At 63.5% G+C, this 21,568-nt stretch carries 4 protein-coding genes (1 of these 4 running past the window's edge); all 4 read left to right on the forward strand.

Features of this window, described 5'->3' with window-relative positions:
• Tightly spaced (at most 41 nt apart), the 4 genes in view from AC07PQ_RS05300 to fabD form a layout consistent with a single transcriptional unit that may run on beyond the window.
• A protein-coding gene (locus AC07PQ_RS05300) for an amino acid adenylation domain-containing protein (protein ID WP_493185212.1) crosses the window boundary here: on the forward strand, window positions 1-6,304 show its end. Its footprint begins 8,456 nt before the window's first position; the window shows 6,304 of its 14,760 coding nt (coding positions 8,457-14,760); its start codon lies beyond the left edge, outside the window; its stop codon occupies window positions 6,302-6,304.
• Window positions 6,297-15,890 carry an SDR family NAD(P)-dependent oxidoreductase gene (locus AC07PQ_RS05305; protein ID WP_493185211.1) on the forward strand — a complete coding sequence of 3,198 codons (9,594 nt, stop codon included), beginning with the start codon at window positions 6,297-6,299 and terminating at the stop codon, window positions 15,888-15,890. The genes AC07PQ_RS05300 and AC07PQ_RS05305 overlap by 8 nt, the downstream gene beginning before the upstream one ends.
• Before the next feature lie 17 nt (window positions 15,891-15,907).
• The gene (locus AC07PQ_RS05310) at window positions 15,908-20,689 is read left to right on the forward strand and encodes an SDR family NAD(P)-dependent oxidoreductase (RefSeq protein ID WP_493185210.1); all 4,782 of its coding nucleotides are present in this window, start codon (window positions 15,908-15,910) and stop codon (window positions 20,687-20,689) included.
• A gap of 41 nt (window positions 20,690-20,730) precedes the next feature.
• Entirely contained in the window at window positions 20,731-21,567 is an 837-nt protein-coding gene (gene fabD / locus AC07PQ_RS05315; RefSeq protein WP_007920500.1) for an ACP S-malonyltransferase, read from the forward strand.
• The last annotated feature ends 1 nt before the right edge of the window (window position 21,568 follow it).

Raw genomic sequence — 21,568 nt, forward strand, 5'->3', positions numbered from 1 at the left:
CCTGCTGCTCAAGCACGCCTGGCTGGCGATCGAGGATGCCGGTGTCGCGCTCAAGCGGTTTGCCGCGAAGAAAACCGGTGTGTTCATGGCGGTCGGGGCATCCGAGTATGCGTACACCGTGCAATTGCCGGTGGGCAATCCACTGGTGGCGTCGTCGATTTCATCGGCGATGGTCGCCAACCGGATTTCCCACCTGTTCAACCTGCGCGGGCCGAGCGAGCACTACGACACCGGCTGTTCGTCCTCGCTGGTGGCTCTGCACCGGGCACTGGTGGCGATGGCCAACGGTGAGTGCGAGCAGGCCCTGGTCGGCGGGGTACAACTGGTGTTGTCGCCCCTGGGCGCGATCAACCTGGGGGCCGTGGGCTTTCTCAGCAGCGATGGCCAGTCCCGTTCATTCCAGGCCGGCGCGGACGGTTTTGTCCGTTCCGAAGGCGTGGGGGTACTGGTACTTAAATCCCTGGAACAGGCGATCGCCGACCGGGACGATATCTACGCGGTGCTCAAGGGCAGTGGGGTGGCCCACGGCGGCAAAGGGGTTTCGCTGACGTCCCCGAATGCCCAGGGCATGAAGGAGGCAATCGTCCAGGCGCTGGACCGTGCTGGCGTGGAGCCCGGCTCCCTGTCCTATGTCGAGACCCACGGCATTGCCTCGGAAATCGGCGACAGCATTGAGATTCAAGCGCTGAAGTCGACCCTCGACGATGGGGCGGCGCCGGAAGATTGTGTCTTGAGCAGTCTCAAGCCGGTGATTGGCCACGCCGAAATCGCTTCGGGGATCGGTGCGCTGATAAAAACCGCATTGGCCTTGCGCAACCGCCTGCGCCCGGGGGTTCCCGGTTTCTCGCAGGCCAGCGAGCACCTGTCGCTGGCCCATAGTCGCTTGAGCATTGCCGCGCAGCCGCGCGACTGGCCGGCGCCGGCGAGCGGCCACCCACGCCGTGCCGGGGTCAACAGCTTCGGTTTTGGTGGGGTCAATGCATTTGCCGTGCTTGAAGAATATGTCCATGAACCCAGTGCGTGGCCAAGCCAGGCAGGCGAGCGGCAGTTGCTGGTCCTCAGTGCCAAGCAGGACCCGGCGTTGCGTCGCAGTGCGGCAGCGCTGCTGGACTTTCTGGAAAACAACGCAGCCCTGGACCTGGCGCAACTGGCCGCCGCCCTCTGGCGCAAGACCGCATTGCCGGTGCGATTGGCGATGGTCGTGAGCACTCTTCAGGAAGCCGTCACCCACTTGCGTGCTTTTGTTGCCAGCGAGCCGGGACAAGCGGGGCCTCTGCCGGGTTGTCATTATGGTGATGAGAGCAACCGTTCGCCGGCCCTGCACGAGTTGCTTGAAAGCCCCTCGGGCGCGGCATTGTTGCAGGGGGTGCGTGAGCAGCGCGATTACCCTCGGCTGGCGAGCCTGTGGTGCTGCGGCGTGGCCCTGGACATTGATCCGGCCCTGAGCGAGCAGCCTGGGCTGCGACTACCGGCCTACGTCTTTGATGAACGCATCTGCAAACTGCCCGCCCACACGGACGGCTTCAGCATGCCGAACCTGTCGGCCCCAGGCCGTGCCGCCACGCCGAGAGAGGCCGAGCGGGTAAGGCATGACGGCGACGCGCCGCAGGACGCCGAAACTCAGTTGCGGCTGATGCTTGCCAGCTTGTTGCAACTGGAACCCGATGAGCTGGATTTTCAGCGGCCTGTTGCGCAGTACGGTGTCGACTCGCTGACCGCGGTGATGTTGCAGAACCGGATTCTCGAGCACTACGGGATCCGGCCCGGGCTGCCGCAGTTGTTGAACTGTCGAAATTTCGCCGAGCTGGCCCGCAGCTTGCCCCAGGTCCCGGCGACGGTCGCTGTTCAACCTCGCGAGTCGGCGCTGGCCGAGCATCCGCCGAGTGTCGGCCAGCAAGGTCTGTGGACCGAGCAACGGTATTTCGCACAACAGGCCGGTTACAACATCCCCTATGCGTTCCGGCTTGATGGCCGGGTGGACGCCCGACGGCTGTTCGCTGCCGCCGAAGAAACCGTCGCCCGCCACAGCTTGCTGGGCGCAAATTTCGAGTTGCGAGGCGAGAGCCTGTGGGTTCGTAACAACGCCCACCCACGTCCGCAATGCACGGTTCATGAGTACCAGGGCGCCGACGATCAGGCACTGGAAGCGTCCATGCGGGCGATTGCCAGAAAGCCGTTCAAGCTGGAGAGCGATGCGTTATTGCGTGTCGATCTGTTTGTCCAGGCACCCGACCAGGACAGCACGGTCCTGATGTTGACGTTCCATCACTCGGTGTTCGACGGCAGCTCGTTGCCGATCTTCCTGGGCACCTTCCTGGCGCTTTACGAACAAGGTCCAGAGGCCGACGTACCGGCACCGCGCAGCAATTATTCCGCCTTTGTCGAGTGGCAGCAGCGCTGGCTGCTCAGTGAGGAGGGCGTGCGCGCCGGTCGCTTCTGGCATTCGCGGCTGAGTACCCCGCATATGCCGCTGGCGCTGCGTGGCCAGCAGCCAGGCGAAGGGCGCGACAGGCAGCCCGAAATGCTCAAGGTGGCGTTACCGGCCCGTACCCTTGAAGGGTTGGCACGGATGGCCGAACAGCACAACGTGAGTAGCTACAGCTTGATGCTGGCGGCCTTTGGCCTGTTGTTGCGACGTCTGGGGGCGACCAGGCAACTGCGTGTAGCGACTCCTTTTTTCGGCCGTCCGCATACGCAGTTCGAAGACCTCGTGGGCTACTTCGTCAATTTGTTGGTGATGCCCCTGGATGTTCCCGAGGAGTCCGCGCTGGGGGACTGGTTGCCGACCTTGCAGCAGGAGCTGCTCGAGGCACTGGAGCATGGCCATTATCCGTACCCGCGCCTGCACCAGGAACTGGCGCGTCCGGGACAGCCGCTTTACGACGCGGTGTTCATGTACCAGAACTGGGTGCGCTCGACCCAGCGTCGACTGGCATCGAGTGGACGACACCTGCAGCCCATGCTGCAGATCCAGCAGCAAGTCGATTTCCCGCTGGCGTTCGAGGTTTTCGAAGGCGAGGAGGGGAGTACGCTGTTCTGTCATTTCGACGCGGCGATTTATCCGCCGGCGATGATGCAGGAACTGCAACGGCAGTACCTGGAGCTGTTGGCCACGCTGCCAGCGTTGGCCGCGGCGCAGGGTATTCCCCAAGCCGTGGCGCCAGCGGCACAACCCAGCCTGGCGGCGCTGTTCGAACGGCAAGCGGCGCTCACGCCTCATCAGGTGGCATTGATCTGCGACGACCAGCAGCTTGACTACCAGCGACTCAATCAGCGCGCCAATCAACTGGCCCGCGAGATCCGGCAAGCGCTGCCAGCCTATGGCGAACAGGAGGTCGTGATCGGCCTGTTGCTGGAGCCGGGGCCGGCGTTTGTCGCCGCTGCGCTGGCCGTCTGGAAACTCGGCCTGGCCTATCTGGCACTGGACCCGGCACTGCCAACCAGCCGTTTGGCCTACATGGTCGCCGACAGTGGCTGCCTGCTGGTGGTCAGTCACGGGGCCGCCCGACAGCGTTTGCAGGGAACCCTGGAATGGGCCGTGCCAGAGTTGGACCTTGATGCCCGACAGGCGCAGATCGACGCTCAAGATGTCAGCGATGGCGTGAGCAGCCGGTTTCAGGATTTCTGCTACGTGATCTATACCTCCGGCTCCAGTGGCCGTCCCAAAGGCGTCAAGGGCAGCCAGCGTGGCACGCTCAACCGTCTGCAATGGGGCTGGAACACCTTCCCCTATGGAGAACAGGAGTGCTGCTGCCAGAAGACCTCACTGAATTTTGTCGACCATGTGGCAGAGCTTTTTGCTCCGTTGCTGCAGGGCGTACCGAGTGTGGTTCTTCCCGACCACTGGTTGCGCGAACGTGGCGCGGCGGCTTTTCTCCAGGCTCTCGAGGGGCATCGGATCACTCGGATGGTGGTGATCCCGTCGTTGCTGCGGGCGATGCTGCAGGAGCCTTCGGCCGCTACGGCGCTCGGCAGCTTGCGTTATTGCTTCAGTAGCGGCGAACCCTTGTCGGCGGATCTGGCAAAAACCTTCTTCGCTCTTTGCCCGCAGTCCGAACTGATCAATATCTACGGCTCCAGCGAAATGAGCGCGGACGCGACCTTCAAGCGCGTCACACCGGGGGCTGAAGAGCAGATCAACATCGGCCGTGAGCTGGACAACGTGAGCGTGGTCATCGTCGACGAGCAGGATCGTCACTGCGCCATCGGCGTCACAGGGCAATTGCTGGTCGCCGGAGATGCCCTGGCCCTGGGTTACATCGGCCAGGATGACGAACACGAACAGCGTTTTGCGCTGCTGGATCTCGATGCCACGGGGCCCCGGCGGTACTTTCGCAGTGGCGACCTGGGGTATCGGCTGGCGAATGGTGAGATGGTGCTTTCGGGGCGCCATGACCAGCAGGTCAAGGTCAAGGGACAGCGAATCGAGCTCGGCGAGATTGAAGCCGCGCTGCGAGAGCATGCCGGTGTCCTGGAAGCCTTGGTCAAGCAGGTCGGTGAAGACTCGGGACTGGAAGCGTTTCTGACGCTGAGCGAAGCGCTCGATGGTCGCACCCTGCGTGAGCACCTTGGCCGGATCTTGCCGCGGCACATGATCCCCAATCGCTTCTATCAGCTGGCGCAACTGCCGAGACTGGCCAGTGGCAAAGTCGACCGGTTGAGCCTCTCGGCGGCGGGGGCTCGCTTGCTGCCCTACGACGCGCAACACGAGCCTGGCGGCCCGGACTCGGAAATCGGCAGCGATAACGCGACGCGCCTGCTGCAGGCCATTGCGCAAGTCCTGCAGGTGGCGGCCAGCGAGCTCAGCCTTGACCAGGACTTCTACCAACTGGGTTTTGATTCATTCCGTTTCGTACTCCTGGCCGACGCCTTGAACACTGCGTTTGGCGTCAACAGCTCACCAGCGGACTTCTATCGCCATGGCACGCCGCGCAAGTGGCTGGCCAGCCTGGCGTTGCCCTCCGGTGATGAGGCTCGTGAGCCTGTACCGACCTCGGCGGCCCTCGATGAACCTATCGCGGTGGTGGGGATGGCCGGGGTGTTCCCCGGCGCCGATGACCTGGGCCGTTTCTGGCAGCAGTTGTATGAGGGGAACGACCTGGTCAGCGAAACCCCCGCTGCCCGCTGGCGTTGGCAGGACTATGCCGACCAGCCGGGGGGCGCCGCCTTGCGCTGGGGAGGGTTTATCAACGATGTCGACAAGTTTTCCCCCGGCTTCTTCGGCCTGTCGCCGCTGGAGGCCGAATTCATGGACCCGCAGCACCGTTTGTTCCTCGAGTCGGCCTGGCATGCCCTGGAAGATGCCGGTTATGCGCCGCGTACATTGCCCGAGCGTGAGGTGGGCGTGTTTGTCGGGGTCAGTTCAATGGATTACGCCGGCAAGCTGATGATCAACGGCGAGGTCGATCCGCTGGCGAATTTCGGTAATGGCCACAGCATGCTGGCCAACCGAGTGTCCTACCTGCTCGACCTGACGGGGCCGAGCGTGGCGATCGACACCGCCTGCTCCAGTTCGTTGGTGGCGATTCACGAGGGGGTCAAGGCCATTCGCAATGGCGATTGCCGCTGGGCCCTGGTGGGTGGGGTCAATATTTTGCTCGAGCCGCGCATCACGCTGGCCATGGGCAAGGCCAAGATGCTCAGCCCCGAGGGGCGCTGCAAGACCTTTGCCGCCGATGCCGATGGTTATGTGCGAGGCGAGGGGGCCGGGGTGCTGGTCCTCAAGACGCTCAAGCAGGCCTTGGCCGATAACGATCAGATCCATGGCGTCATTCGCGGTAGTGCGGTCAATCACGGTGGCCGTGCCAATTCGATGACCGCCCCCAATCCCCAGGCACAGGCCGATCTGGTGCACCAGTTGTACCAGCGTGTGGGGATCAGCCCGGATCAGGTGAGTTACATCGAGACCCACGGCACGGGGACTCCGATTGGCGACCCGATTGAAATCAACGCGCTGAAGGAAGCCTGGCAGCGCGGCGGGTATCAGCCCGCATCCGGGGCGCGCTGTGCCCTGGGGGCCTTGAAAAGCAATATCGGCCACCTCGAGGCCGCCGCCGGGATCGCCGGTGCAATCAAGTTGTTGCTGTGCCTCAAGCACAAAACGCTGGTGAAGAACCTGCATTGTGCGCGCACCAATCCCTACATCGACTTGCAGGACAGCCCGTTCTATCTGCTCGAGGACAGCGGTCCCTGGCTGATCGACTCCACGCGTCCACGCATGGCCGGGCTCAGTTCGTTCGGTATCGGTGGAACCAACGCTCACCTGCTTTTCGAAGAATTCTCAAAGGAATCTGCTGATGAATGATCGTGATGACCAACTGATCGTGCTTTCGGCGTTGCAAGCGCAGACTCTGCCAGTACTGGCGCAACAGTTGCTCGAGCATGTGCTCGGCCGGCCGGATCTGGCGCTGCCCGATATTGCCTATACGCTCCAGGTCGGCCGCGAAGCCTTGCCGCACCGTCTGGTGTTGCTGGCGGTGTCCATGACGCAGTTGATTGCCCGGCTCCAGGACTATGTGCAGTCGCCCGAAGCGCTTGAACCACCGTTCTGGAGCGGGGTTGCCGAGCGCGCCCGGGTCGAGCAATGGAGCGTCGAGCAATCCCGCGAGGCCAGCCATGAGTCCCTGGCCAGGGCCTGGGTCGACGGAGTCACGCTACCCTGGGCCGGGCTCTGGGCCGGGCAAGCGGTACGCCGGACCAGCCTGCCGGGTTACCCCTTCGAACGTGAACGGCATTGGGCGCAGCCGGAACAGCTCGCCCAGGCCGAGCCTCAAGGTGGAGTCACGCATCACGCGCATTTGAGCGGCAACGAGTTTTTCCTGCTTGACCATCGACTCAATGGCCGGGCGATTTTGCCAGGCATGATGTACATCGAACTGTTGAGCCGTGCGCTGCGCGCCGCGGGGCAACCGGCCGCGCCCTTTCAGTTGCGCGACCTGCTCTGGTTGCAACCGATGTGGGGGGATGCCGCCGGGATCGATCTGCAGGTGCTTCTGCGGGCGGGGGGCGAGCGTGGGCAACAGCTCGAGGTCCGCTCGCGAGCGGCTGACGGTCAATGGGTGGTGCACTGCAAGGCTGAGGTCTGCGCTCCCTTGCGAACGGCCAGCCGCCTGGACATCCCGGCGCTTGAGCAACAGGCCAAGAGCCAGTTCACAGGAGCCGAGTGTTATCCGCAACTGACCGCCATGGGGCTGGAGTACGGTCCTGGCCACCAGTGTATGGAGCGTCTGTGGGTCGGTGACTTCGGTGTTCTGGTCAAGCTCCGCGCGCCTGAGCCCACCGAGCCTGCGCAGGAGGACTTTCTGGTCCATCCGGGAGTGTTCGACTCGGCCCTGCAAGCGGCCCTGGGGCTGAATATGCAGGTGTCGGGCGCGGGCCAGGCGAGCGTTCCCTTCGCTCTTGCGCACTTCGAACTGCTGCGCGCATCGGCGCCGCCATGCTGGGCCTGGCTGCGGCCACAGCCGGGAGCCGGGAGTTCGGCAGCATTGCAGTTGATCGATATCGATCTGTTCGACGCCGAGGGCGAGCCCGTGGCGCTGTTGCACGGATTGGCCTCGCGTGTGCTGGCGCCCAGCAGCGCTGCTTCCACAGGGCCGGCGCAAGCCCCTGCCGCACCCGCACCCGCACCCGCACCCGCGCCGGCCGGGGATCTGCGCTACGCGGCGCTCGCCTACTTTCGCCAGCAGTTCGCGCGGATCCTGCGTCTGAACGAAGACGACATCCAGGAGCAGGTGCAACTGGAGCAGTACGGTATCGACTCGATCATCATCATTCGCCTGACCGATGAGCTGGAAAAGACCTTTGGGCGTTTGTCCAAGACATTGTTCTTCGAGTACCAGTCGCTGGGGGAAGTGACGGACTACTTCATGGCCGAGCATGCAGCGGTACTGCAAGGAATACTGGAGCCGGAAACCCAGACCCCACCCCCCGCGGCAGTCGGCGTCACTCCTGCCTCGGTGGTCGCGTCCGAAGCGCCGGCACCGATGCGCTCCGCCAATGAAGACGATGATCAGGAGATCGCGATCATCGGTCTGGCGGGGCGCTATCCTGGGGCACGCAACATGGAGGAGTTCTGGAGCTGCCTGGCGAACGCCCAGGACATGATCCGTGAAATTCCAGCCGAGCGTTGGGACCACCAGCGCTTCTATGACCCGGCCAAGAACACCATCGGCAAGACGTACTGCAAGCACGGTGGCTTCATCGATGATGTCGACAAGTTCGATCCCTTGTTCTTCGGCATCTCGCCGCGTGAAGCCATTGGCATGGAGCCACAGGAGCGCCTGTTCCTGGAGTGCGCCTATGAGACGCTGGAGGATGCCGGTTACACCCGCAGCAGCCTTCCGGCGGCGCCGGGCGGCGGCAAGGGACGCAGTGTCGGGGTGTTCGTCGGGGTCATGTACGAGGAGTACCAGCTGTTCGGCGCTCAATCGACTGAGCGCGGTTACCCCTTTGCCGTTCCGGGGCATCCGGCCTCGATCGCCAATCGGGTGTCCTACATTTTCAACCTGCAAGGCCCGAGCATCGCGCTCGATACCATGTGCTCGTCCTCCATCACCACCTTGCACCTGGCTTGTCGCAGCATTCGCGACGGCGAGTGCGAAATGGCGTTGGCAGGTGGCGTTAATGTGTCCATTCATCCCAACAAATATCTGATGCTGGGCCAGGGTGGCTTCGCGTCGGCCAAGGGCCGCTGCGAGAGCTTCGGTGAAGGTGGCGAGGGGTATGTGCCGGGCGAGGGGGTGGGCGCGGTATTGCTCAAGCGCAAACGTCAGGCCATTGCCGATGGTGACCAGATCTACGGCGTCATCAAGGCTTCGGTGCTCAACCACGGTGGCAAGACTAATGGCTACACGGTCCCCAATCCACTGGCCCAGGCCGAACTGATCTCGGCGGCGTTGGCCCAGGCCCGGGTTCCGGCGCGTGCGGTGAGTTACATCGAGGCCCATGGCACAGGCACGCCACTTGGCGATCCGATTGAAATCGCCGGGCTGTCCCGGGCATTTGCCCGGCAAACCCAGGACCGGGGCTTCTGTGCCATCGGTTCGGTGAAGTCCAATATCGGTCACTGCGAGAGTGCTGCCGGGATTGCCGGGATCAGCAAGGTGCTGCTGCAGATCAGGCACGGACAACTGGCCCCTTCGCTGCACTCGGCGACCCTCAACCCCAACATCGATTTCGCCGGCAGCCCATTCTACGTGCAGCGCAGCCTGACGCCGTGGCAGCGTCCGACGCTGAGTGAGCACGCCGTTGAAAAGACCTGGCCCCGCTTGGCGGGGATCTCGTCTTTCGGGGCGGGAGGGGCTAACGCCCACCTGTTGATAGAGGAGTACCTGCCTTCGAGCGTGCCGCCGCATACGGCGAGGTCAATGCCCGTGGCCATTGTGCTTTCGGCAAAAACCGCAACCGCCCTGCATCTTTCCGTGCAGCGGCTGGCGGCGGCGCTGGCCAGCCCGGCATTGTCGTCAGCGGACCTGTCTGGCATTGCCTTTACCCTGCAGGTCGGACGCGAAGCGATGAGCGAACGCCTGGCGCTATGCGTGAGCTCTCACCAGGAGCTGCGGACTCGACTGGAGGCCTGGTTGCAAGGCGACAAGGTTGCGGCGGGCCTGTTAAGTGCAACGGTCAGCGCCGCGTCGGCCAGTGGGCCGAGTGTCGCCGCGACCGATCTGCCAGCCGCCGTCGCGGCCTGGGTCGCGGGTCAGGAGGTGGACTGGCGTACGGCGTATGCACAGCCGTACCCGCAAAAAGTCAGTCTGCCGACCTATCCGTTCGCCCGTGAGCGCTATTGGGTCGAGGACGAGGTCGAGGCGGCCATGCTGGCCGATGCCGGTCGCGCCGGCCAATGGCCGACAACGCGGCCACTGCATCCGCTGGTACAGAGCAACACTTCCTGCGTCGGCCTGCAACGCTTCAGCAGCCGCTTCGATGGCCGTGAGTTTTTTCTCGACGAACACCGCATCAACGGGGAGAAACTCTTGCCTGCCGCGGCATCCATCGAGATGTTCACGGCGGCGGCGAAACTCAGTCATCGCCAGGGGCGCGGTGGTTCTGCGCTACGCCTGAGCCAACTGGCCTGGCTGCAGCCGATCTGGCAGCGCACGGCTGAACTGCGGCTGGACATCGAGGTACAGGGTGAGCCCGATACCGCTGACTGGCACCTGCGGTGTGTCGACGCTCAAGACCCTGAGCGTGTGTATTGCCAGGCCACTGTCGCCGATTGCCCATCGCGTTCGCTTCGGCATGACGTCGAGCAATTGATCGCCGGCTGCAGTCGCCATCTGAGCGGCGCCGAGCTGTATCAAGGCTACCGGGAGGCCGGTTATGAGTATGGCGAGTCTTTCCAGAGCATCGAGACGCTGTGGGGTAGCGATGACTATGTGATTGCCAAACTGCATATGCCGCAGGCCCGAGAGGCGAGCCAGGCCAAACCGTTCGATGTGCCGCCCTCGTTGCTGGACGGTGCGTTGCAGGCGAGCGCGGGGTTGATGCTGCCCGGCGCGCCCGCCGGTTTCTCGGTGGCCCTGCCGTTCGCCATCGACAGCCTGGAACTGTACGGCCCTTGTGAGAACACCCTGTGGGCGTACGTCCGGCGTCAGCCGGCGCAGAGCGAAGCAATCACCCGGTTCGACATCGATCTGTGCAATCGCGCGGGCAATGTCTGTGTCGCCATCAAGGGGTTCAGCTCGTTACGGCTCAAGTCGGGCGATACAACCGGGCCCACGATGACCACCCCCGGCTCAACCCCGCACACCCTGGCCAGCCGCGCCACGACCGAGGCCGAGCAGAAGGTCTATCTGTTGCCGCAGTGGACCCTGGCGCAGCCGGAGTCCAGTCCGTTGTCCCATGATCTGCGGCGCCTGTTGATCCTGGGGAGCCGGCAGGAAGACCTTGCGCGAATCGTCGAAGGCCAGCCTGATGCGGTCTGCCTGCAAGTCAGCCCCGACAGCGGCAGTGCCGAGCTCTTGGCCTTGCTCGAAGGTCGGGATATCGAGCATCTGATATGGCTGGCCCCCAGCGGCAGGCATTCGCCTTTCGATCAGGCCGCGATCCTGCAGGCGCAGCAGGGCGGGGTGATGTTCCTGTTCAACTTGTTCAAGGCCTTGCAGCAGATGCCGGTTGCCAGCACGGTGTTCGAGTTGACCGTGGTGCAGTACGAGACCAGCAGCTTCGACGGGCAGGCGAGCAATTTTACCCAGGCAGGCGTGCATGGCCTGGTCGGTACCATGGCCAAGGAGTCGCCGCGCTGGCGGGTCCGCAGCGTCGACATCGAGCGCGACAGCGTGGGAGCCCTCAAGGATATCCTCCGCCAGCCTTGTGACCCTCTGGGCCTGCAACGAGTGCGGCGCAACGGCCACTGGTACGTCCGCCAATGGCTCAAGACCGAGTTCCAGCAGCCGCCACGCGGCGACTACCTGTGCCAGGACGGTGTCTATGTGGTGATCGGCGGGGCAGGCGGGCTGGGCACCGCGTGGAGCGAATACGCGATTGGCCACTGCAATGCGCAGGTGATATGGCTGGGGCGGCGGGCGCTCGATGCCGATATTCAACGACAGATAGACAGCTGTGCCCAGGCAGGGCGTGCGCCGGTCTATTACCAGGCCGACGCTTGCGACCTGGAGGCTCTGCAGGCGTGCCTGCAGCAGGTTCGCCAGCGTTTCGGCAGCATCCATGGCGTCATCCATTCGGCGTTGCTGCTCGAAGACAGCACGCTGGCGAATATGGATGAGGCGACACTGCGTCGGGTGTACTTCGCCAAGCTCCAGAGCAGCCTCAACCTGGGGATCGCACTGCGAGAGGCGCCCCCGCAGTTCCTGCTGTTTTTCTCCTCGACCGTGGTGTTCACCCCGCCGCCGGGCCAGGCCAACTACAGCGCCGGGTGCCTGTTCCAGAATGCCCTGGCGGAGCAGCTGGCGCGGGAGTTGCCGAGCCGGGTCAAAGTCATCAACTGGGGCTTCTGGGGCAATACCGGTATCGCGGCCTCCGCACACTACCGTGAACTCATGGCGCGTAACGGCATTGCCTCCATCGAGCCGGTGGATGGCATGGAAGCGTTGAACTACCTGTTTGGCGACGACCTCGATCAGCTGGCGTTGCTCAAGGTCACGGACAAGGTCCGCAACCCGCCCGCGCTGATTCCTTCCGACGAACAGTTGACGGTGCTGGCGGCACAGTCCGGGCTGCCTGGCCGTGACTCGGACCAGGCTGCCCGCCCCGATGGCAGCGTTGTCGAGCGCTGGCGCCAGTGGGCCGCCACCCCGGGTGCCGCCGTATCGATACTGGACATGGGGGGCTGTTTCGCGGCGCGCGGCGATGTACTGGAGCATCTGCAAGCCACGCAGCGGTATGTGTGCAGCCACGATGGCGATGCCGAGCGGTTGATGATCGCCGGGCTGGAAGGGCAGGTTGGCGGACTGCAAGCGGTGGCTTTCGACCCGCAATGTGACATCGCCGGGCAAGGCCTGAAACCGGGGGAATACGATCTCGTCATTGCCCTGGCGCAAGCGGCTGGAGATTTCCGGCTGACGTTGCGCCACATCAAGGTGTTGCTCAAACGCCAGGGAAGCTTGTTGGTCGCCAGCCATGGACGCACCGACGAGCTGCGCCTGGCCTTGCATCGGGAAGGCTTCAAGGTGATGGGGCAGCTGTCGGATACGGTCAGCGGCGAGGTGCTGGAAGCCGTCAGCGATGGGGTCATTCGTCAGCCGTTGCGTTCGCCAGCCAACGCACAACACGCGCCGCAGGCGAGCCAGCCGCCGGTGACGGCTCAGACCGCCCAGGTACACGAAGGGCAACTGCTCGACGCCGCTCTGGTCCACTTCAAGCGCCTGATCGCGCAGGAGCTGCGGGTTCCCGTGGAGCGCCTGGACGTCGACGAACCGCTGGACAGCTATGGCATCGACTCGATCTATTCGGTACGGCTGGTTGCGATCCTCAATCAGTCCTTCGCCGATGTGAGCAATACACTGTTTTTCGAGGTACAGAACATCCGCGCGCTGGTGATGCATTTCATCAACAAGCATCGGCTCGAGTTGGAGACATTGCTGGGGGTGCAGTCGACGCCGTCGGACGTCGCGCCGGCGCCAGCGTTCGCAGCACCGGCGCCGATTCCGCTGGCCGCTTGGCCGCAGGCGCCGAGCGCTGTTACGGATCCCCGGAGCAGCGCCTGTGACATCGCCGTTATCGGGATGAGCGGGCGGTATGCCCAGGCAGACGACCTGGAAGAGTTCTGGCAGAACCTGTCCCAGGGGCGCAACTGCATCAGCGAAATCCCGCCAAAACGCTGGGACTGGCGCCAGCATTTCGATGAGCAGCGTGGCAAGTGGGGCAAGCACTACAGCAAATGGGGCGGATTCATCCGCGATATCGACGCGTTCGACCCGTTGTTTTTCCAGATATCGCCGACCGAAGCCGAGCGTATGGACCCACAGTCCCGTTTGTTCCTCGAACAGGCGTATGCCTGCATCGAGGAGGCCGGTTACACCCCCGGTACGTTATCGAACGGAAACCGGGTCGGGGTGTTTGTCGGGGCAATGAACGCCGACTACGTCAACGGCGCCAGCTACTGGTCGATCGCCAATCGGGTTTCCTACCTGTTCGACTTCAAGGGGCCGAGCCTGGCGGTCGACACGGCGTGCTCCTCGTCCCTGAGCGCCATTCACCTGGCAATCGACAGTCTGCTGTCGGGGTCGTGCGACAGCGCGATTGCCGGTGGGGTCAATCTGATCATGAGTCCGACCCACTACATGGGGCTGTCCCTGATGGGGATGTTGTCGGAGAGCGATCAGTGCCGGGCCTTCGGTGCCGACGCCGATGGTTTCGTCGACGGTGAAGGGGTGGGCGCGATTCTGCTCAAGCCGCTGTCGGCCGCGGTGGCCGCTGGCGATCACATTTACGGGGTGATCAAGGGCAGTGCGATGAATGCCGGAGGTCGCACCAGCGGTTTCACGGTGCCGAACCCGGCGGCGCAGACCGCGGTGGTGAGCGAGGCCTTGCGGCGCTCCGGAGTTCCCGCGCGCCATATCAGCTATGTCGAGGCGCACGGGACCGGTACGCCGCTAGGTGACCCGATCGAGATCAAAGGCCTCAGCGATGCATTTGCCGACGCTGGCAACGAGCGTCAGTTCTGCGCCCTGGGTTCGGTCAAGAGCAATATCGGCCACTGCGAAAGCGCCGCCGGCATCGCCAGCGTGACCAAGGTGCTGCTGCAGCTCAAGCACTCCACACTGTTGCCGACGCTGCATAGCGAGCGCAGCAACCCGCGTATCGATTTCGCGCGCACACCGTTCAAGCTGCAACTCAGCGCGCAGGAGTGGCAACGCCTGTCGGTGGAGGTGGACGGCCAGATGCACTCCGTAGCGCGCAGTGCGGGCATTTCATCATTCGGGGCCGGCGGGGCCAACGCCCATCTGATCATTCAGGAGTACCAGAACCTGCGACCGCGGACTCCCATTGCATCCGGCGTGGTATTGATCCTGTTGTCGGCGCAGTCGGCTCCCCAGTTGCGTCAGCGCGCCGAACGTTTGCTGGCGCATTTGCAGGGAAGCGGTGCTCAGGTCGATCTGCGGGATTTGGCCTACACCCTTCAGGTGGGGCGCGAACCCATGGAGCATCGCCTGGCGTTCGGCGCTTCGACGCGGGAAGCGGTCTGCGAAACCCTGAAGGCGTTTGTCGAAGGGCGCGATGTCGAGCGGGGCGAGCTGTTCCAGGGCTCCGTGCAGGATCACCGCGAGGCCATGGGCCTGCTGCAGGGCGATGAGGACCTGCGCCAGACCATCGATCACTGGTTTGAAAAGGGCAAGTTTGGCAAGTTGTTGGCCCTATGGGTCAAGGGCTTGCAGGTGGACTGGCAGCGCTTTTATGCCGAGCGGCCGAGTCGGCGCGTGAGCTTGCCGACCTATCCGTTCGCCAAGGAGTTCTTCTGGCTTGACCTGGGGGCGCAGGCGGTCGCGCTGTTGCCGTCACTGGCGGCGCCCGCGCAGCTGCATCCGCTGTTGCAGGAAAACCGTTCTGGCCTGGAGGGCGTTCGTTATGTGAGTCATTTCAATGGCTCCGAGCCCCTGTTCAGGGATCACCGTGTTGCCCGGCAACGTCTGCTACCGGCTGCCGCGCAGGTGGAAATGATTCGTTGCGCGGCCACCTCGGCGCTGGGGCAGGCGGTCGATAGCGTGATGCCCATGCGCCTACGGGACCTTGCGTGGGTGACACCGGTCAGCGGCGAGCAGCCGCTGAGCCTGGAGTTGGTGCTCAAGCGCACCGCCACGGACCTGCAATTTTGTCTCGGGCAGTCGATCTCTGCGGCCGAGGGGACCTTCCATTGTCAAGGCAGCATCGACTTCCCTGAAGCCCAGGCCCGGAGCGTGGTTGATCTCGACAGCCTGCGCGATGCCTATCCGCCGCTGGCGCTCGGCGCCGCCGATTTCTACCAAAGACTGGCCGAGCATGGCCTGGAGTACGGCGCGTCGTTGCGTACCCTGACTTGGCTGGGGAGCAAGCCGGACAGCTTGCTGGTGGGCCTGAGCGCAGATCCGCAGGCCTATACCGATGCGCGTTATGTGATCGATCCCGGTGTGCTCGATGGGGTTCTGCAGGCACTGGCCCTGTTCGAGCCGGCGGCGGCCGGGCCACAGCCGTCGATAGCCTTGCCTTTCGCGGCGGACAGCATCGAGTTGTTCGCGGCCTGTCGCGGCATGTTGTGGGCGCATCTGCGGCGACAACCGGCGTTCAACGCCCTGGGGCCGAAAACCGATATCGATGTGTACGACCAGGCCGGGGGCCTGTGCCTGTCGCTGCGCGGCCTGGTAACCCGTGGATTGCCCGCCGATGCCACGCCATCTCTGGAAGACGACGCACTGGTGATTCTGAGTCCCCGGTGGACGCTGGCCAACCTTTGAAGTCCGAGGGACAAAACATGCAGCATTCAGCTCACCAGATTTATTTTTGCCACATGGCTTCGTTGCCGTTCACCGCCCTGAGCGCGCATTACCCCGATGCCCAGTGTCATGACTTCAGCGACGGGGCATCCGCTGCCCTGGCGCAGTCCTTTGAACGCCTGTCCGTGGCGTTGCTGGAGCAGGTCCATCAATGCTTGCGCCGTGGCGACAAGCAGCTGCCGTTGGTTCAGGTGATCCTCAGCGAGGAGCAGTTTGCCCAGCGCTCCGGCATTGCCGGCCTGTTTCGCACCATTGCCAGTGAATACCCCGGCTTTCGCGGGCAGGTGATCGCGGTCAATGCCCAGGAGAGCCTGGCAACGCTCACGGCGAAGTTGCGCGGCAACGCGCAGGCGGGCGATCGCCATGTGGAAATCCTTTATCGCGATGACCAGCGGTATGCGCTGGACTGGCAGGAATTGACGTTGCTCGATCATTGCCCCAGCCCTTGGAGGGCCGGGCATGTCTATCTGATTACCGGCGGGCTGGGCGCGGTAGGGCGCCTGTTGATCGAGGAAATTCTGGCCCAGGGGTTCAACAGCCGGGTGATCCTGGTCGGGCGCTCCAGCGTGGACGAACAGGCGCGCAAACAACTGGAGGCCTGGGCGCGTGCCGGTGTCCTGGTCAGTTACCGGCGTACCGATATCGCCGATCCGGAGCAAGTCGATAACTTGATCGGTTGGGTACTGGAGACCTGTGGCCGGCTGGACGGGGTGATCCATTGCGCCGGGATCATTCGCGACAACCTGTTGCTGAACAAGTCAGTCAGTGAGTTCGAACAGGTGCTTTCCCCCAAGGTTCGTGGCGCCGTGAATCTGGACCAGGCGACCCGGACGCTGCCGTTGTCGTTCTTTGCCTTGTTCTCTTCGCTATCGAGCGTGTTGGGCAATGCCGGGCAATCCGATTACGCCGCGGGCAATGGTTTTATGGACGGTTACGCCCGGCTGCGTGCGCAACGGGTGCGTTCCGGGCAGGGGACAGGCCGATCGGTGTCGATCAACTGGCCCTATTGGCAGGACGGTGGCATGCGCATGGAGCCACGGCAGGTGGAGCGCATGTGGCAGGAAAGCGGCCTGCGTGCGCTGTCCACCGAAAACGCCCTCAAGGCTTTCTATCAGGCCTTGGCCCAGGGCGATGAGCAGGTGTTGGTGGTCGAGGGCAATGTCCGGCGCATACGTCAGGTGGCGACGACATTGCATGGTTTCAGTCCGTTGGCCGAGGCTCCGGACGTCACACCGCTGGCGACTCCAGTGGCCCGGGGAGAGACCGGGGCCGGGTCGCGTCCTGCACTGCTGGCGCACTTGACCCGATTGGTGGCGCAGGAGCTGGGGCTTGCCGAACAGCGGATTCAGGTCGATGCCTTGCTCAGCAAGTACGGTATCGATTCGGTCATGATGATGAGGGTGATCGCGCAGCTGGAAAGTGATTTCGGTTCCTTGCCCAAAACACTGTTTTTTGAGTACCAGACGCTGGCGGAACTGGCCGATTTTTTTGTGGCGCAGCATGCCGAGGTCGTGGCCCGTCGCTGGCCTGCGCCGGGACAGGTTGCGCCGGGACAGGTTGCACAAGGAGAGGTCAAGGACGCGGTTTGCGCCGACGTGCCCGCATTGCCGGTTCAGCCTCCGGCACCGCGTAGTGTCGAGGCGTCCGTGCATGGGCTGGCCGGTGACGCCGAACAGCCGCCGTTGATCGCCATTGTGGCGGTGGCGGGGCGTTATCCCGGTGCTGACTCGGTGGATGAGTTCTGGAAGTGCCTGGCCGAAGGTTACGACGGCATCAGTGAGATCCCGCCCGAGCGCTGGAATGCCGACGACTTCTATGCCCGCACGCCGATGTTGGGCAAGAGCACCTGCAAGTGGGGCGGTTTCCTGGAAGAGGTCGCGGCGTTCGATCCGGCGTTTTTCAAGTTGACGCCGCGGGAGGCCAGCGTTCTCGATCCGAACGGGCGCCTGTTCCTGCAGACGGTTCAACACCTTTTCGACAGCGCCGGTCTGACCCGTCAGCGTATCGCCGAGCGTTACCAGTCGAAGCTGGGGGTGTTCGTCGGCGCGATGTACCAGCAATACAGCGCCGTGGACAGCGATCTGCTCAGTGAGTCGCTGGTATCGATTTCCTCCTACAGCTCGATCGCCAACCGCGTTTCCCATGTTTTTGATCTGCGCGGGCCGAGCCTTGCGCTTGATACCATGTGTTCATCGTCGTTGGTGGCCTTGCACTATGCCCACGAAAGCCTGCTGCGGGGCGAATGCACGGGCGCCATCGTGGGCGGTGTCAATCTGTCGTTGCACCCCAAGAAATACATCGGCCTGGGGGCATCGAACATGTTGGGCAGCGCGCCCGACAGTCGCAGTTTCAGCGACGGCAGCGGCTATCTGCCGTGCGAGGGAGTGGGCGCCGTGCTGCTTCGGCCGTTAAGCGATGCCTTGCGCGACCAGGACGAAGTGCTGGGGGTGATCCGTTCGACCCATGTCAGTCACAGCGGCGGGGCCAGCCATTACGCCACGCCGAACGTCAAGGCGCAGACGGCCCTGATCCGGGAAAGCCTGGAAAAGGCCGGCGTCGCGGCCAACAGCATCAGTTACATCGAAGCCGCCGCCAACGGTACCCCGCTCAGCGATGCGGTGGAAATGCTGGCGCTGCGCAAGGTCTTCAGCGAGCCTGGGGTGGCCTGTGCGATTGGTACGGTGAAATCCAACATCGGGCATGCCGAGGCCGCTTCCGGCCTATCGCAACTGACCAAGGTGCTATTGCAACTCAAGCATCGCAAGTGGCTGCCAACGCCGGGCATCGGCCAGATGAACAGCGATATCGATTGGCGGCAGGCGCCTTTTGAACTGCAATCGACGCTGCGCGACTGGCCACAACCGATCCTCACGGTCGATGGCAAGGAATGTCGCGTACCGAGGCGGGCGGCCATCGACTCGTTTGGCGCAGGCGGAACCTATGCGCATGTCATCGTCGAGGCGTTCGAGATTGCGCAGCCGCAGTGCCCGGCACCGGTACCGCTGGCCACCGAAGAGCAGCTGATCGTGCTGTCCGCCGCTAGTCCCTCGTCGTTGCTGTCCCTGGCGACGGCTCACCTGCAGTCCCTGGGCTCGGGCCTGGCCACAAGCCTGGTCGACTATGCGCGCGCCCTGCGCCAACAGCGTGAGGCCATGGACTTCCGGCTGGCGATGGTGGTGTCCGACGTGAGCGAACTGATGCGGAGCCTGCAGGCTTTTTGCGCGGACCCCGAGGACTGGTCGAAACGTGATGGTGTCGGTTTTACAGGGGCTGTCGAGACGCCCGATAGCCGATTGCTGGAAGCTCTGGCACAGGATCGCACCACCGACAGCCTGATCGACGACGCCGTCGGGCAAAAGCATCTGCTCTCGTTGGCGGCGCTGTGGGCGAACGGTATTGATATCGACTGGCGACGTCTGGACGGCAGTGACTGTCATCGCCCGGTGGCTTTGCCGCTTTACCCGTTCGACAAGGTCCGCTGCTGGGTCGGCGCGGCGCCGTCGGCGGCAGAAGCGGGGCCGCAGCCATGGGCCGAGGAAAAGCTGCAAGGGCCGCTGCTGGAGAGGATTCGGCGGATCCTCGCGGAAGTGACCGGACTGCCGGCGACCACCTGGCGCGAGGACCGGGCGTTGAGCGAGTACGGCCTGGGCTCCGCGACCTTCATTCTGTTTTACCAGCGGCTGAGTGCGAGCTTCGGCGAGTTCGCGCTGGCCGATCTGCGTGAGTGCCAGACGCTGAACGACATCGTTCGCCTGCTGGACGCACAGCCGGTTGCCTCGATCGAGTCGCATCCGGTACGCCACCTCAGCCGGCGTTACCCGGAGCTGGTTGCGCTCAACCAGGGCCGTAGCGGGCGCCCGGTGTTCTGGATTCATGCCGGCATCGGTGGTGTCGAGGCTTACCAGGCATTGGCACAGCGCATCGAGCGCCCGTTCTTCGGTATCCAGGCCCGCGGCTACATGAGTGAACGTGCGCCACTCCAGGGCTTGCAGGCGATGGCGACCTATTACTGCCACCTGATCCTGATGCAGCAGCCGGACGGTCCCTATTCCCTGGGCGGTTACTCCCTCGGCGGAGCCCTGGCCTATGAAGTGACGCGGCAGTTGCAGGAGCTCGGTGAAACGGTGGACAGCCTGGTGATGGTCGACAGCCTGGACAGTCACGCCATGAGCGGGGCGGGGGTTTCAACCAAGACGCTTTATCTGCAGAGCGCCAATATCGCCATCGGCGCCTCGTATGGCGACGACCTGGAACAGGCGCTGGAGAACATGATTCACCAGGAACGGATCGACAGTGACGTCAGCGACGATGACTTCCTGCTGGCCCTCGCCGAGCAGGCCTGCCAGCACAGTTCGGATGTTTCGGTCGGACAGCTGATGCAGCGTATCCGGCATAACGCCAAGGTGCAGTCGGCCTACGACAGCACGAACTTCCAGATACTGCCCTTGCCTCATCCCGCGGCCGTTCGATGCCATTACCTGCACAACCGTGGCGGCAATTACTTCGGTGGTCTGCAACCGTATCTGTTCGTGCGCGGGGAACACAGTGCCTTGGGGCAGGACGACTACGCACAAGGCTGGAAGCAGCAGATGCCGAGCCTTGAAGTCGTCGAGGTGGATGCGTTGTGTCACATGTTGATGCTGTCCACGCAACCGGCCCTGGACCAGATCGGCAGCTATTGCCAAGGGCTGTATGCCAAGACCGACAGGGTAACGCCCGGGTCGACAAAAAACCTGTCGGCGCAATCGGTCGAGGCCTGAGCCGCCAATCGGCGGTCCCTAATGAAAAGGAGTGCATGGAAATGAAAGCCTACATTTTTCCCGGCCAAGGGTCGCAAAGCCAGGGCATGGGTGGCGAGTTGTTCGACGAGTTCGATTTTTATACGCGCATGGCGGATGACATCCTCGGCTACTCGATCAAGGAGTTGTGCCTGAACGACCCGGAACGCCAACTCAACAACACGCTCTACACCCAACCGGCACTGTTTACCGTCAATACGCTGTGTTACCTGAAAGCCATTCAGGACGACCCCACGCCCGCGGCATGCCTGGCCGGTCATAGTCTGGGGGAGTACAACGCGCTTCTAGCCGCTGGAGCATTCGGTTTCGATGATGGTCTGCGCATCGTCCATAAACGCGCGCAACTGATGAGCAGTGCTTCCGGTGGCGGCATGGCGGCGGTGATCAACTGTGACATCGACAGGCTTCGTGCCTGCCTGAACCAGGGGGGGCTGGATGGCATCGACGTGGCCAACTACAACTCGGACTCGCAGATAGTGATCGCGGGGCTGCAACCCGACCTGGCAGCAGCCTATGGCTTGTTTGACGAGCAGGGCATCGTCTACGTCCCCCTGAAGGTCAGCGCGGCATTCCACTCCCGCCAGATGGCGCCGCTCAAGGAAGCGTTCGCCGATTTCCTGAGGGGTATCGGGTTTTCCCCGTTGCAGGTTCCGGTACTGTCCAATGTCGATGGCGGTTTTTATAGCGACAGCAACCTGGTGGAGCGGCTGTCCGCGCAGCTGTGCAGTTCGGTGATGTGGCGGGATTCGGTGCTGAACATGCGGGCAGCCGGTGTCACGCGGTTCAAGGAGGTCGGCCCGGGCGACGTGCTGACCAAGCTCGTTGGGAAAATACTATGAC

It is taken from the genome of Pseudomonas sp. GW821-FHT09E12 (assembly GCF_059416085.1).